General features: G+C 62.9%; 8 protein-coding genes. All 8 read left to right on the forward strand.

Annotated elements, in window-relative coordinates; all coding sequences use genetic code 11:
* Positions 1-254: 254 nt before the first annotated feature.
* The 8 genes from ABVQ20_RS03195 to ABVQ20_RS03230 all read left to right on the forward strand — a co-directional run bounded on the left by ABVQ20_RS03195 (position 255) and on the right by ABVQ20_RS03230 (position 15,579).
* The gene (locus ABVQ20_RS03195) at positions 255-2,180 is read left to right on the forward strand and encodes an autotransporter assembly complex protein TamA (RefSeq protein WP_354458044.1); all 1,926 of its coding nucleotides are present in this window, start codon (positions 255-257) and stop codon (positions 2,178-2,180) included.
* The gene (locus tag ABVQ20_RS03200) at positions 2,180-8,230 is read left to right on the forward strand and encodes a translocation/assembly module TamB domain-containing protein (RefSeq protein WP_354458045.1); all 6,051 of its coding nucleotides are present in this window, start codon (positions 2,180-2,182) and stop codon (positions 8,228-8,230) included. The genes ABVQ20_RS03195 and ABVQ20_RS03200 overlap by 1 nt, the downstream gene beginning before the upstream one ends.
* Before the next feature lie 261 nt (positions 8,231-8,491).
* Positions 8,492-10,150 carry an ABC transporter substrate-binding protein gene (locus ABVQ20_RS03205; protein WP_354458046.1) on the forward strand — a complete coding sequence of 553 codons (1,659 nt, stop codon included), beginning with the start codon at positions 8,492-8,494 and terminating at the stop codon, positions 10,148-10,150.
* Positions 10,151-10,301: 151 nt separating this feature from the next.
* Positions 10,302-11,336 (forward strand): ABC transporter permease, encoded by a 1,035-nt coding sequence (locus tag ABVQ20_RS03210; RefSeq protein WP_354458047.1) that lies wholly within the window; start codon positions 10,302-10,304, stop codon positions 11,334-11,336.
* A gap of 12 nt (positions 11,337-11,348) precedes the next feature.
* Positions 11,349-12,506: an ABC transporter permease gene (locus tag ABVQ20_RS03215; RefSeq protein ID WP_354458048.1), complete on the forward strand. Its 1,158-nt coding sequence runs from the start codon at positions 11,349-11,351 to the stop codon at positions 12,504-12,506.
* A 51-nt stretch (positions 12,507-12,557) separates the two neighbouring features.
* Positions 12,558-14,762 carry a dipeptide ABC transporter ATP-binding protein gene (locus ABVQ20_RS03220; RefSeq protein ID WP_354458049.1) on the forward strand — a complete coding sequence of 735 codons (2,205 nt, stop codon included), beginning with the start codon at positions 12,558-12,560 and terminating at the stop codon, positions 14,760-14,762.
* A gap of 155 nt (positions 14,763-14,917) precedes the next feature.
* Positions 14,918-15,145 carry a CopG family transcriptional regulator gene (locus ABVQ20_RS03225; RefSeq protein ID WP_354458050.1) on the forward strand — a complete coding sequence of 76 codons (228 nt, stop codon included), beginning with the start codon at positions 14,918-14,920 and terminating at the stop codon, positions 15,143-15,145.
* Positions 15,142-15,579: a TA system VapC family ribonuclease toxin gene (locus ABVQ20_RS03230; protein ID WP_354458051.1), complete on the forward strand. Its 438-nt coding sequence runs from the start codon at positions 15,142-15,144 to the stop codon at positions 15,577-15,579. Before ABVQ20_RS03225 ends, ABVQ20_RS03230 begins: the two co-directional genes overlap by 4 nt.

Below are 15,579 nucleotides of genomic sequence, written 5' to 3' on the forward strand. Positions count from 1 at the left end.
AACGTCCAGCCATGATCAAGCTTCAGTCAGGCTTGTCAACACGAGGACGCGGCAGCTTCCGCCTGCCAACGGTTCCCTTTCCGGCGAATGACCGGTAGTACCTCCACAGGATTGGGGGATCACGCTTTCTTGCGGAGACGCAAAAGGTGTGAATTCCAAGCCCTGCCTATTTCAGACAATTGGATTGTGGCCCCTTTACGAGCATTTCAGAACTTCATTCCAATTTTAGATTTCGGACTTAGGTTGGACTCATAATGCCGGCGCATGAAACGCAGATGTCAGGAGGTACCGCGCCAGGGCGCGTGCTTCCGCGCGCCCTGCTTTTCGCGTTCATGTGCTCGACCATGCTGGTCGGCGAATCGAGGCATGCGGCGGCTTTCGAGATTTTTGGCATCAAGCTGTGGGGCGCCTCCAAGGAGGACACCGACATCGTTGATCCCCTGCGCTATGCCGTGACGATCGAGGCGCCGGATGCCGACAAGGCTCTTCTCAAGAAACTCCAGAACGCTTCGGCGCTGAAGAGCGACGAGGACCATCCGGTGTCCGGCTCGCTGGGGCTGATGGCCAAGGCGCGCAGCGACCGCGAGCAGCTGGTCGCCGCCCTTTTTGCCGATGCCCGCTACGAGGGCGTCGTCACCATCACCATCGACGGCAAGGCGATCGACGATTTGCAGCCCGACGCCGAATTCAAGGGGCCGCAGCCGATCCCGGTGGCGGTCAACATCGCGGTCGGACCGAAATTCACCCTTGGCAACATCCGCCTCGAGGGTGACGCGGCCGGCCTGATGAGCGCCGATTACGGCCTGATCGCCGGCGGCGATGCCGGTTCTGGCGCGGTTCTGAAGGCCGAGGCGCTGATTGTGCGGACGCTGAAGGAGCAGGGCAGGCCGCTGGCCAAGGTGACGGATCGCCAGATCGTGGCCGATCACAACACATCGACGCTCGACGTGACGCTGACCGTCGCCGCCGGACCGGTGGCCGGCTATGGCGAGACGACAGTTTCGGGCACGGAAAAGGTCGACCGCGATTTCACCGAATACATGACCGGGCTGAAGCGCGGCCGGCAATATTCGCCGCAGGAGATCAGCGATGCGCGCGACCGGCTTCTGGCGCTCGAAGTCTTCAACAGCGTGACCTTGAAGGAAGCCGACAAGCTCGATGCCGATGGCAACATTCCGATCGGCGTCCAGGTCAGCGAGCGCAAACCCCGCTATTTCGGCCTCGGCGGCAGTTTCTCCAATATCGAAGGGCTCGGCCTGGAAGGCTATTGGGGGCACCGGAACCTGTTCGGCCAGGCGGAGAAGCTGCGCATCGACGGAGCGATCAGCGGCATCGGCAGCAACGACCTCTCCAAGCTCAACTACAATGCCGGGATCATGTTCGAAAAACCGGGCGTGATCGGGCCGACATCGAAATTCTTCGCCAACGTCAAGACCGTGTTTGAGCATCCGGACGCCTATGATCATTTCTCGGTCAAGGGCGAGACGGGCATCGCCTATGATCTCGACAAGAAGCAGACGGTTTCGGCGGCAGTCGCGCTCGACTATTCGAGGATCAGCGATGCCTTCGGCAAGCACACCTATCTGATCGCCAGCATTCCCTTGCAGTATGTCTATGACAACCGCGACAACCGCCTCAATCCGACCCGGGGATTCAGGGTGCTCGCCTATGCCGAGCCGAGCTACGACATAATGAGCGGCGCTGCGTTCCTCAAACTGAAGGGTGAGGGGTCGGCCTACCAGTCGCTGGATACGGCCTCCAAATTCGTCCTTGCAGAACGCGTCGCCATAGGCTCGATCGTCGGTACTGGCCTGGAGAGTGTTCCAGCCGACCGGCGCTTCTATTCAGGCGGCGGCGGCTCGGTGCGCGGCTACTCCTATCAGGGCATCGGCCCCAAGGACATCAATGGCCAGCCGACCGGCGGGCTTTCCTTCTTCGAGACCTCGGTCGAGATGCGCATCGGCATCACCGACACGATTGGTATCGTGCCGTTCGTCGATGCCGGTACGGTGTCGACCAGGTCGGCCCCCAATTTCTCCGAGGTAAAGGTCGGCGCCGGCGTCGGCTTGCGTTACGTGACGCCCTTCGGGCCGTTGCGCATCGATGCTGCCGTGCCCCTCAATCGCGATCCCACCGATCCGCATTTCGGCATCTATGCCGGCATTGGCCAGGCGTTCTGATGAAGTCGTTCAAGCGCATCCTTCGCATTGTCGTCTACACGCTGCTGGTGGTGGTGGCCGCCGCCGCCGGCGCGCTGTTCGTGCTGACCAAGACCGAGCGCGGCCGCGAAAATCTCGCCGGCCTCATTTCAAGCATGGCTTCGAATGCGGACCGCAAGGTCACGGTCAGCGGCATCGATGGCATCTGGTCAGGCGCGCTGACCGTTGATCATGTCGTGCTGGAAGATCGCCAGGGCGCCTGGCTGGTGGCCCGCAAGGTGGCCGTCGACTGGTCGCCGCTTGCGCTTCTGTCGAAGAACTTCAGTGCCGACCGCATTGCCGCCGACCGCATCGAACTGGCTCGGCTGCCGGTGGCCAGCACGCAGCCGAGCCAAGGCGGATCGACGACCCTCCCGGTTTCGATCGATGTAAAGCAGATCGATCTTCCCGACATCGCGCTCGGACAGGCCCTGGCCGGCAGCGGCATCGCCGAACTGACGGCCAAGGGGGCGGTCAAGGTCGATGCAGGGCCGCTTGCGGTGCAGACGAACCTCAACGTCACCCGCCGCGACGGCAAGCAAGGCAATGTCGACGCCAAGGTGCATTTCGCGCCGGCCGACGACAAGCTGGACCTTGACCTCAAGGCGTCGGAGCCGGCGGGCGGCATCATCGCCAATCTGCTCAACCTGCCGGATGCGCCGCCAGTCGACATCGTCGTTTCGGGCACCGGACCGCTGGCCAACTGGAGTGGTGTCGGTACCTTCCTCGTCGATCACCAGATCGTCACCCAGCTCACCGGACGCCATCAGCTTAGCGACAAGGGCAACCATGTCGAAGCCAAGGGCGATGGCGATTTCGAGCGTTTCCTGCCGGAAAACCTGAAACAGCTGTTTGCCGGCAGGACAAGTTTCGACCTCGCAGGCACCGCGACCACCGCCGGCGGCATCGACATCGAGCGCGCCAACATCGACAGCGACGCGGTGCACGGCACTGCCTCCGGCGTTGTCGATCCGAAGGGCGCCAGCGATCTCTCCGTACAACTCGCCGCCAAAGGCCCGCCCGTGGTGGTCAGCCTCGGCAGCAAGGCGCAGCCCATCACCGTGGCCATCAAGGGCGCCACGGCCCGCGCCTTCGGCGACGGCAAGGCGCCGAAGGTCGACATCGGTGCGTCCTTCGTCTCTATCGTGGCGGGCGGAACGCGGCTTGACGATCTGTCGACGCAGATCCATTCCGACGGCTTCGACATCCAGAACCGCGCCGGTCCGGTGACGGTCAAGATCGAGGCCGGCGGTCTGAACACCGATCTGGCGACGCTGGCGCCGCTGATCACCGGCAAGGTCGCTGTCGATCTCGCCGGTTCGGTGAGCAGGGACACGATCGTCATCGACAAGGGCACGCTGATCAGCGACGCGCTCAATGCTTCCCTGACGGCCACGGTGGCGTTGGCGGATATGTCGATGCAGCTCAAGATGAATGCCGATGCGGTGTCGACGGCATTGCCGCCGCAGATCGCCTCGGTGCTTGGCCCGCGGGTGAAATTCTCAGCCACTGCAGCGCGCGATCCGCAAGGATCCTTCGCCGCCAATTCGATCGAACTCACCTCCGGCTCGCTCAGCGCCAGCGGCACGGCCAGCATACAAGGCACTGACATCCAGGCCGATGTGAAGGGTAAGCTTGGCGACGTTTCGGTGCTGTCGCCCATGGTCGGCGTTCCGGTTGCCGGCGGTGTCGATTTCGCGCTCACTGCGAAAGGCGCGACCACGGCACCCGATTTCTCGGTATCGGCCAGCAGCGACAGCCTGACGGCCTCCGGCCACACGGTGAAGAACATCAAGCTGAACGCGACCGGCAAGGCCGACATCGCCAATCCCGCCGCAAATGTCACGCTGACCGGCTCAGCCAACGACCAGCCGCTCGACCTCAAGGCGGCGCTGGTGACGAATGAGGGCAAGCGTTCGATCAACGGATTTTCCGTGTCGCTTGGCGACAACAAAGTGTCTGGCGACCTCGCGCTCGACGACAAGTTCGTGCCGCTCGGCACGTTGACGTTGCAGGCGCCCGATATCGCCGCGCTCGCCGCGCTCGCGGGGCAGGCGATCACCGGCGATATCAACGGCACGATCAGTTTTGCCAAGGAAGGCGACACGCCGTCGGTCACGATCGATGCCAAGAGCACGTCGGTCTCGCGCGGCGATGTGGCGGCCAAGGCCATCGCGGTTGACGCCACCGTGGCCAACTATCTCAAGGCGCCGGCGATCTCCGGCACGATCAAGGCCGACACGGTCACCTCGGGCAGCACGGAAGTCAGCGGCATCAATGTCGATCTGAAGCGCGACGGCGACTGGACCGGCTTCACCGGCGGCGCCACCATCGCCGGCATTCCGGCTACCGCCACTGGGCGGGTGAAGATTGCCGGTGGTACGACGAGCGTCGAGATCGCCTCGGGCGAGGCGACCGTTCGCGGCATCAAGGCGGCGATCGCTGATACCTCGACGCTGAGCATCGCGGATGGCACGACCAGCATAGAGAAACTGGCGCTCGATGTCGGCGGCGGCGCGGTGACCGTGTCCGGCACCGCCGGGCAAGCGCTCGATCTCAAAGCTGAATTCTCGGCGCTGCCGGCAGCACTTGCCAATGATTTTTCGCCAAGCCTCGATGCCGTCGGCACGCTGGGTGGCACGGCTAGTGTGACTGGATCACCGTCGGCCCCCGATGTTCGCTTCAATGCACAACTGACTGATGTCGAGACCAGCCAGACGCGCCAGGCCGGTCTCGGAGCCCTGGCCGTCGATGCGGCCGGCAGCTTCACCACGGCCGGCGGCGTTATCGTCGATCATGCGACGCTCTCCGGCGACAAGATCTCCGGCAAGGCGGCCGGCACGCTCAACCCGAACGGCCCAAGCGATTTCGCCCTCGACCTCGCTTCCACCGGCCCGAGCCTGCCGCTGACGCTGGGCAGCGCTGAAAGCCCGATCAAGCTCGAATTGCAGATGCTGTCGCTGAAGGCAGCGGGCGAGGGCACAAAGGCCCGGCTCGATATCTCCGGCATGCTGCCCTCGGTTGCCACCAGACAGGCCAAGGTAGAGGGCGTAGCGGTCGCCCTGCATTCCGATGCATTCGACCTCAAGGGCCGTACGGGACCGATTTCCGGCACGGTGTCGGCCGACAAGATCGGGCTCGACAATCCGACCATCGCGCCGCTGATCGCCGGCAAGGTCACGGCGAAGGTGGCCGGCAACCTTGCCGCCGACGCCATCACCATCGACAGTGGCTCGGTGACCAGCGACGCGCTGGACAGCGCCTTCAATGGCCGGGTCTCGCTGGCCGACGGCGCCATCGACCTCGACCTCAAGGCCGATGCCGCCTCGGCGGCGCTGCCGGCGGCAGCGCGTGGCGTGCTTGCCGAGCGCACGCAGCTCAGTGCGGTGCTAAAGCGTGACGCCGGTGGCAATGTCAGCGTTGATGCGCTCAATCTGGCGTCCGGGGCGCTGACCGCCCGGGGGCAGGCCAGCCTTGCAGACAACAAGCTGACCGCCGACATCAGGGGTGGTCTTTCGGACATTTCCTTGCTGTCGAAGGATGCCAAGGGCGCCATCGCCTTTGCGTTGAATGCGCAAGGGCCGGCCACTGCCCCGGACCTGTCGTTGACAGTGAACAGCGACCGGCTTTCGGTGGCTGACCGGGAAATCACCGGGTTGAAGCTTACCGCCACCGGCAAGGCCGATGCCGCCAATCCGGCGGCCAATGTGCAGCTGACCGGCAATGTCGCGGGCCAACCCTTGCAAGGCAGCGCGGTGCTGGCCACGTCGGACGGCAAGAGTGCCATCAACGGGCTGCTGCTGTCGCTGGGCAAAAACAGGATTTCCGGCGACCTTGCGCTCGACGAGAAGTTCGTCCCGGTCGGTACTGTATCGCTCGACCTGCCGGATATCGGGCCGCTGGCCGCCTTGGCACTGGAAAAGGCCGAAGGCGACGTGCGCGGCACGATCGCCTTCTCGAAGAACGGCAGCGCGCCGCAGGTGGCCATCAAGGCGAACACGGCGTCGCTGACGCGCGGCGATCTGTCAGCGAAGACCGTGTCGATCGATGCGCTGATCGCGAATTATCTGGCGGCCCCCGTCATCTCCGGCAAGGTGCGCGCCGACACCGTCACCTCCGGCACCACCGTCATTCGCGGCATCGATGTCGACCTGACGCGCGATGGCGACTGGACCGGCTTTTCCGGCGGCGCCACCGTCAAGGACATTCCGGCCAAGGCCACCGGACGGGTGAAGGTCGCCAATGGCACGACGACCATCGAGCTTGCCTCGGGACAGGCGACTGTCCAGGGCATCAAGGCAGCCATTTCGCAGGCATCGACGGTCACCATCGCCAATGGGACGACCGCCATTAACAAACTGGTGCTCGACCTCGGCGGCGGTACCGCAACCGTTTCGGGCAAGGTCGGGCAGGCGCTCGATCTCAACGCGACGCTGGCGCGGGTGCCGGCCTCGCTCGCCAACAGTTTTTCGCCGGGGCTCGATGCCGCCGGCGTGATTTCGGGCACGGTCAAGGTGACGGGCGCCGCGGCCAGTCCCGCCGTGGCCTTCAACATCGACGCCGCAGGCGTGCAGACCTCGCAGACGCGCGGCGCCGGGCTCGGCGGGGTGAATATCTCGTCCACGGGCACGTTCGGCGGCAACAAGCTGACCTTCGACGCCAATCTCAGCGATGGGGCCGGCCTTGGCCTCAAGGGTGGCGGCACGGTGACGACCGCCGGCACGCCCGCGCTCGCGCTCGATTTCTCCGGCAAGGTGCCGTTCGACTTCCTCGCCCAGAAACTCGCCGCGCAGGGCCTTTCGCTGACCGGCGCCGCCAACGTCAATGTGCAGGTTCGCGGCCCGGCGACATCGCCGATGATCGGCGGCACGGTGAGTGCGTCCGGCGCCCGGCTGGTGGATGCCAATTCGGGACTGGCGGTCAATGACATCGCCCTCGACGTCTCGATCGGCAACGGCGTCGCCAGGATCAACCGCCTGACCGGCACGCTGTCGACGCGCGGCAGCCTGTCGGCCAGCGGCACGGTAGGCATCAACCCGGCGCAGGGTTTCCCGGCCGTCCTGTCGATCAAGCTGGTCGACGGGCGTTATACGGACGGCCGCGTGGTGACCGCCAATCTCGGTGGCGACCTGACGATCAAGGGTCCGCTGACATCGGCGCCGGTGATTGCCGGCACCGTCAATCTGGCCAAGACGGTCATCACCGTCCCCGACAAGCTGCCGGGCTCGCTGGCAGCGCTCGACGTCAAGCACAAGAACGCTCCGGCCGCTGTTCGTGCGCAGGACAAGGCGCTACGCCCAGCGACGACGTCGGGCAAGGGCGGCGGCAGTGGGCTCATCCTCGATGTCACGGTCAACGCGCCGAACCAGATCTTCATCCAGGGCAGGGGCGTCGATGCCGAGCTTGGCGGCTCGCTCAAGCTGACCGGCCCGGCCTCGTCGCCACAGGCGGTGGGAACCTTCACCTTGCAGCGCGGGCGGCTGTCGATCCTCGGCAAGCGGCTGACCTTCACCGAAGGCACGATCGGCTTCTCGGGCTCGCTTGTGCCTTATCTCAACCTCACGGCGACTTCGACAACCACCAGCGCCACCGTCACCATCGTGGTGTCGGGCGAGGCGACCAATCCGAAATTCACCTTCTCCTCGGTTCCGGCGCTGCCCGAGGACGAAGTCCTGGCGCAGCTGATCTTCGGCCGCTCGATGTCGAACCTGTCGCCGCTGCAGATCGCGCAGCTTGCCGAGGCCGCGGGACAGTTGGCGGGCGTCGGCGGCTCGACCTCGCTGCTCGAAAACCTGCGCAGCGCGATCGGCGTCGACGATCTCGACGTGACCACGGACAGCCAGGGTGGCACCGCGGTCTCTGCCGGCAAGTACTTGAACGACCGCACCTATGTGACGATCCAGAAGGGCGACAAGCCCGGCTCGGGCAAGGCGACCATCGACCTCAATGTCGGGCGCGGCGTCAAGTTGCGTGGCGAGGCCAATGACGCCGGCGAGGCCAAGGGCGGCATTTTCTACGAAAAGGAATACTAGGCAAACCGTGCGTTGGCACCATCCTCGGCTTCGGCTGGCGCTGGTCTAACCTATGCAAATGTCTCAATTTAACCGACCGTGAAAATTCGAGCGGAATCTGCGCCGCAATAACAATTTTGCGCCAAGACTGTCGTTATCGCGCGAACCGGCTTGCTTCCAAAGTTGCACATTCCCTGACATGTTCCCAATCCCGTCTGTCTTTGACATGATGGCCCGGATGCGGAATGTTAAAAGGCAGAAAGCCAACAATGGGAGTTAGTCATGACGATCTACAAGAGTAATGGCGACAGCGTTCCGGATCACATCCTGGCGATGGCCGAGGAGGCCAAGGCAAACAAGGTGGACCGGCGCGAATTCCTGGCGCTCGCCAGCATCTTCGGCGCATCGACGGCGATGGCCTACGGCCTGCTCGGTCTCGCTGCCCCGACCCCGGCCAAGGCCGATGAAGTGCAAGGCAAGAAGGGCGGCGTGATCAAGGTCGCGATGTCCGTCAAGGATCCCAAGGATCCGCGCACGGCCGACTGGTCGGAGATTGCCAATGCAGAACGCCAGGCGCTCGAGCCGCTGGTGAAGTACACGCACCAGTACACGTTCGCGCCCTATCTCCTGGCGGGCTGGGACATCAACGACGACGCCACCGAATACACGCTGCATGTGCGGCCGGGCGTCGAGTGGAACAATGGCGACAAATTCACCGCCGACGACGTGATCTACAATTTCACCCGCTGGGCCGACAAGAACGCGGCGGGCAATTCCATGCCGGGCCGCCTTGGCAGCCTCGTTGACGAAAAGACCAAGAAGTTGAGCGAAGGGTCCATCGTCAAGGTCGACGACATGACGGTCAAGCTGAAGCTCACCAAGCCCGACATCGCGCTCATCGCCAACTTGACCGATTATCCGGCGCTGGTGGTGCACAAGACCTTCGACGCGAAGGGTGCCAACTTCAAGAGCTGCCCGATCGGTACCGGCCCGTTCGAACTCGTCTCCTATGATGTCGGCCAGAAGGTGGTCTACAAGCGCCGCGAGACCGGCAAGTGGTGGCAGGGCGAGGTCTTCCTCGATGGCGTCCAGTTCATCGATTATGGCACCGATCCGGCCGCGACGGTTTCGGCCTTCGAATCGGGCGAGGTGCAGACCAACCACGAGACGACCGCCGACTACGTCAAGATCATCGAGGGTGTCGGCGCTCCGGTTTCCGAGGTGGTGACCGCAGCCACAGTTGTGTCGCGCTTCAACATCAACGCCAAGCCTTATGGCGACCAGAAGGTACGCCAGGCGATGTGCCTGGCCGTCGACAATTCGGTGGTACTGCAGCTCGGCTACGGCAATGCCGGCTCGCCGGCTGAAAACCACCATGTCGCGCCGATCCATCCGGAATATGTCGCTCTGCCCAAGATCCCCCGCGACATCGCCAAGGCCAAGCAGATGCTGACGGAAGCCGGCGTGATCGATTTCGAGCACGAGCTGATCAGCAACGACGAGGACTATCACAAGAACACCACCGACGCGATCGCGGCCCAGCTGCGCGAAGCTGGCATCAAGGTGAAGCGCACCGTGCTGCCGAGCTCGACCTTCTGGAATGACTGGACGAAGTATCCGTTCTCGGAAACCAACTGGAACATGCGTCCGCTGGGCATCCAGGTCATCGCCATCGCCTACCGCTCGGGCGAAGCCTGGAACGAGACGGCCTATGCCAATCCGGACTTCGACAAGAAGGTCAACGAGGCCCTCGGTATCGCCGATGCGGAGAAGCGCAAGGTGGTGATGAAGGATGTCGAGCAGATCCTGCAGGATTCCGGCATCATCATCCAGCCTTACTGGCGCAAGCTCTACATCAACATCAAGCCTGAGGTGAAGAACCACTCGATGCACCCCACCTACGAGCATGACTTCGGCAAGGTCTGGCTCGATCAGGCGTGACATATCGCTCGATGCAAGCGAAGGGCGGCAACGCCCTTCGCTTCGTCGACATCGTCGTCGCTGCATGTCTTGCAGCGGCGACTTGACGTCACAAGGTTTTCGAAACAGGGTTGACCATATCTGACCCCAACCCGGCCGGCAGGGGGGCACAATGTTCTCATTCATCGCCAGACGCATCGGCACGATTCTGCTCACGATGCTGTGCCTGACGCTGGTCGTCTTCTTCCTCGTCAATCTCGAACCCAATCTGAAGAAGCTGGCCATCAGCCAGACGGAAATGCACACCTCCGCCGAGCAGCTTGAAAGCTGGCTGGTCAAGAACGGCTACCGCCAGAACTTCTTCGTGCGCTATGGTCAGTGGCTGGGCATCGTGCCCAAGCAGCCGTTGACCGATCCGGCGACTGGCAAGACGGCGCAGCGCTTCTCGTTCTGCAACGACCCGGTCGAACCGAAATTCTCCGGCGTCATCCAGGGCGATTTCGGCTGCTCCACCAAGTTCAAGACCACGGTGGCGGCAAAGCTGTTTCCGGCGCTCGGCGCCACCGGCATCCTGATGCTGTGCGTGCTGGCGGTGATGGTGCCGGTCTCTCTGCTGATCGGTATCCTGGCGGGCATGCGGGAGGGGTCGCGCACCGACCGCGTGCTGTCGGTGGCCTCGATCGCCTCGACGGCGACGCCCGAATATGTGTCGGGCGTCATCTTCACCGTCGTCTTCGCTTCCTGGCTCGGCTGGCTGAACGGCTCGGCCGCGTCGGCGAGCCAAGGCATCACATTCTACAATTTTACCCTGCCGGTGATCACGCTGGCGATCTACGGCATCGGCTATATCGCGCGCATGACGCGCGCCTCGATGGTCGAGGTGATGACGCAGCAATATATCCGCACCGCGCGATTGAAGGGGCTTAGCTTCGGCAACGTGGTGGTCAAGCATGCGCTGCGCAATGCGCTGATCGCCCCCTTCACCGTCATCATGCTGCAGTTTCCGTGGCTGCTGACGGGCGTCGTCATCGTCGAGGTGATGTTCCGCTACCAGGGGTTCGGCTACACGCTGGTCGAAGCCGCCGGCAACAACGACATCGACCTGCTGCTCGGCTGTTCGCTGGTTTCGGTGTTCATCGTCTTGATCACGCAGCTCATTTCCGACGTCGGCTACGCGTTCCTCAATCCGCGTATCAGGGTTCAGTAGGGGAGAAGGCGCATGCAAATCCAATATATCGGCGCCTTCACCATTGTCCTCGAAGTGCTCTCGCGCTTCTGGCCGGTCTGGGTCGCGCTCGTCATCGTCATGGGGGCGAGCTTCGCCTACAAGAAGAAGCTGGCGCTCTACGGCCAGCTGTTCGACAGCGGCGTCGGCATCGTTGGTGTCGCCATCTGCCTGTTCTGGCTGTTCACGGCGATCTTCGCCTCGACCATCTCGCCTTTCGATCCGCTTGGGCAGCTTCCGGTGATGAAAGATGTTTTGCCGGGCGCAGTAGAGCCGCAATCGGGGCTGGTCTATCTGTTCGGTGGCGACAAGCTTGCCCGCGACGTCTTTTCACGCATGGTCTATGGCAGCCAGATCGTGCTGATCATCGCGCCGGCGGCAACCGGCTTCGCGCTGATGGTCGGCATCACGCTCGGCCTGCCCGCGGGCTATTATGGCGGCAAGATCGACACGGTGCTGTCGTTCCTGGCCAACCTTGTGCTCGCCTTCCCGGTCATCCTGCTGTTCTACCTGCTGGTGACACCGGGCATCATGGATACGCCGATACCCTATGCGCTGGCCGGCGTGTTCTTCCTGTTTCCGATCATCTTTTTCAGCGTGCTGTTCTGGACGCGCTACAAGAACCGGCCTGACAGGATCTACATCCTGCTTGGCCTGACCCTGGTGATCGGCGGCTGGATCTACCTCGGCCTCGTCTTCGACAAGGACCCGCTGCATATCGTCCACATCGACCCCAACCAGCTCAACATCTTCGTGGCGGTGGTGTTTGCCTCCAGCCCGGGCGTGTTCCGCATCGTGCGCGGCCTGGTGATGGACATCAAGACGCGCGACTATGTGGCCGCGGCGCAGACGCGCGGTGAATCGCCCTGGTACATCATGCTGTGGGAAATCCTGCCCAATGCGCGCGGGCCACTGATCGTCGATGCCTGCCTGCGCATCGGCTACACCACCATCCTGCTCGGTACGCTCGGTTATTTCGGCCTCGGTCTCGCGCCTGAAAGCCCGGACTGGGGCACCGCGATCAAGGACGCCAGCCGCCTGCTGCGCTCCTTCATCCATCCGGCACTGCCGCCGACGATCGCGCTGATGTCGTTCGTGCTGGGGCTCAACCTCTTGGCCGACTCGCTGCGTGAACAATCGATGAAAGACTGATCTGCGGGTTTCGACCCGACGTGCCTGACAGAATTAGGATTGGAGCGACCCATGAACGAGGCAGTTCGAAATCCCGCTACGCCGACCAATGGGCCGATCATCGAGATCGAGAACCTGTCGATCTCCTTCTTCACCCGCAAGGGCGAGATACCGGCCGTCATGGATTTTTCCTGCACGGTCATGCCGGGCGAGGCGATGGGCATCGTCGGTGAATCCGGCTGCGGCAAGTCGACCGTGTCGCTCGGCATCATGCGCGACCTCTCCAACATCGGGAAGATCGTCGGCGGCAAGATCAAATTCCAGGGCAAGGACATGGGCGAGCTCTCCGACGAGGAGTTGCGCTCCATTCGCGGCAACAAGATCGCGATGATCTACCAGGAACCGATGGCGAGCCTGAACCCGGCGATGAAGGTCGGCCAGCAACTGATGGAAGTGCCGCTGATCCACGACAAGGTGTCGAAGGAAGAGGCCTATAAACGCGCGCTCGAGATGGTGCGCTCGGTCAAGCTTCCCGACCCCGAGCGCATGATGCGTTCCTATCCGCACCAGCTCTCCGGCGGCCAGCAGCAGCGCATCGTCATCGCCATGGCGTTGCTGTCGAAGCCGGCGCTGCTTTTGCTCGACGAGCCGACGACCGCGCTCGACGTGACGGTGGAGGCGGGAATCGTCGACCTGGTCAAAGGGCTCGGCGAGAAGTTCGGCACCTCGATGATCTTCGTGTCGCACAATCTCGGCCTGATCCTCGAAACCTGCGACCGCATCACCGTGATGTATTCCGGCGAGGCTGTGGAGACGGGCAAGATCAAGGATGTGTTCGACCGGATGCGCCACCCCTATACGCAGGGGCTGTTCCGCTCGATCCCGCTGCCGGGCGCCGACAAGAATTCGAGGCCTCTGATCTCCATCCCCGGACAATTGCCGCTGCCGCATGAGCGGCCGAAGGGCTGCAATTTCGGCCCGCGCTGCCACCATTTCGTCGAGGGCGTCTGCAACGCCGCCGAAATCCCGATGGTCGAGGTCGCCGGCCATGAAGGTCATTTCTCGCGCTGCGTGCGCTTCAACGAGATCGACTGGGAAGCCCTGCCGCCCGGCGCCAAGAAGGTCAACGAGCGCGTCGTGCCCGGCGCCCCGGTGCTCAAGATCGAGGATCTCAGGAAATACTACAGGGTCGGCGGCAGCGAGGTGTTCGGTTCGAGCGAGGGCCGTGTCGTCAAGGCCAACGAGACGATCTCCTTCATGGCGCGCGAATCCGAGACCGTCGCCATTGTCGGCGAATCCGGCTGCGGAAAGTCGACGCTGGCCAAGGTGCTGCTCGGGTTGGAGACGGCAAGTGCCGGCACGGTGACGCTGGGCAACAAGCAGATTCAGTCGACCGGCATCGAGAAGCGCAGCGTCGACACGGTGTCATCGATCCAGATGGTGTTCCAGAACCCGTTCGATACGCTCAACCCCAGCCATTCGGTCGGTTCGCAGATCATCCGCACGCTGGAAAAATTCAATATTGGCAAGACGGTTGCCGACCGCCGCAAGCGTATGCTGGAACTGCTCGACCTGGTGAAGCTGCCGCGGGCCTTCGAGACCCGCAAGCCGCGCCAACTGTCAGGCGGCCAGAAGCAGCGCATCGGCGTGGCCCGGGCCTTTGCCGGCGACGCCAAGGTGGTGGTGGCTGACGAACCGGTTTCCGCACTCGACGTGTCGGTGCAGGCGGCGGTGACCGAACTGCTGATGGATATCCAGCGCAAGAACAAGACGACGATGCTGTTCATCAGCCACGACCTGTCGGTCGTGCGCTACATCGCCGACCGCGTCGTCGTCATGTATCTCGGCTACATCGTGGAGCAGGGCACGACGGACCAGATCTTCGCGCCGCCGTACCACCCCTATACAGAGGCGCTCTTGTCGGCGATCCCGATTGCCGACACCAGCGTGGTCAAGAAGCACATTGTGCTAGAAGGCGACATTCCGTCGGCCATGAACCCGCCCTCCGGCTGTCCGTTCCAGACACGCTGCGGCTACAAGAAGCTGGTGCCGGACAATCTGTGCGAAACCAAGGTGCCGCCGGTGAAGAACCTTGGCGGCGGCCATATGAGCCTGTGCTGGCTCTCCGATGATGTGCTGGCGACGATGGAGCCGGTGATCAAGTTCAACAAGGAACATGCCGACCATGAGGGCGTGCCGGAAGACGCGCCACATGGCGACGGCCCGGGTTTCGCAGGCACGCCGCCTGATCGGCCGGATGGCAAACAGCCGAACTGACCAGCATAGGGGCAATGCCGTTCGTTGGAGCATTGCCTTCGCGGGGTCGTCGCATCTCATATCCGTCAAGGAATGACAGGCGGCGTTCGCTTGAATATCTCCGTCAATTGCCTTATGTGATGCGTGATGTTTGATGCGCAGTAAGGAAACGCATTGTGAGAACGACGCTTGCAATCGATGACGATGTCCTCCTTGCCGCCAAGGCCATGGCGCGACAGCAAGATCGCAGCGTTGGCGAGGTCATTTCCGATCTGGTTCGCAATTCACTGCGCAGGCCGCAGGCTGGCGGTGAACGCAACGGCATCCCCTTGCTTTCATCGCGGCCCGACGGCCCGATGGTCGATCTCGAAATGGTCAATGCGCTTCGCGATGAACTGCCGTGACCTTCTTGCTCGACGTCAATGTCCTGATTGCGTTGATCGATCCGGCTCATGTCGCGCATGATGATGCCCATCGGTGGTTCCAATCCACCGGGCATTTGTCATGGGCCACATGTCCTATCACCGAAAATGGTGTCATCAGGATTTTAAGCAACCAGAAATACCCGAATTCTCCGGGTTCGCCGGTTGTCGTTGCGCAGATTGTCGGCAAACTGCATGTCCTTTCAGGACACCAGTTCTGGTCGGATGACATCAGTCTCGTCGGTTCCAGCGACATTGATGCAGCCAGGATTCTAACTTCGGCGCAAGTGACCGATAGCTATCTGCTGGGGCTCGCAAAGGCACATGGCGGCAAATTGGCGACCTTTGACCGAAAGCTATCGACCGAGGCGGTAAGGGGAGGCAAGCCAATCCTCCATCTGATCCCAAGCGGATGA

Origin of the sequence: Mesorhizobium shangrilense (assembly GCF_040537815.1) — a bacterium.
Classification (GTDB): Bacteria; Pseudomonadota; Alphaproteobacteria; order Rhizobiales; family Rhizobiaceae; genus Mesorhizobium; species Mesorhizobium shangrilense.

Excerpts from the sequence above, each read along its gene's own strand:
- ABVQ20_RS03195 (WP_354458044.1), top strand. The coding sequence starts at position 255 with ATGCCGGCGCATGAAACGCAGATGTCAGGAGGTACCGCGCCAGGGCGC.
- ABVQ20_RS03200 (WP_354458045.1), top strand. The coding sequence starts at position 2,180 with ATGAAGTCGTTCAAGCGCATCCTTCGCATTGTCGTCTACACGCTGCTG.
- ABVQ20_RS03205 (WP_354458046.1), top strand. The coding sequence starts at position 8,492 with ATGACGATCTACAAGAGTAATGGCGACAGCGTTCCGGATCACATCCTG.
- ABVQ20_RS03210 (WP_354458047.1), top strand. The coding sequence starts at position 10,302 with ATGTTCTCATTCATCGCCAGACGCATCGGCACGATTCTGCTCACGATG.
- ABVQ20_RS03215 (WP_354458048.1), top strand. The coding sequence starts at position 11,349 with ATGCAAATCCAATATATCGGCGCCTTCACCATTGTCCTCGAAGTGCTC.
- ABVQ20_RS03220 (WP_354458049.1), top strand. The coding sequence starts at position 12,558 with ATGAACGAGGCAGTTCGAAATCCCGCTACGCCGACCAATGGGCCGATC.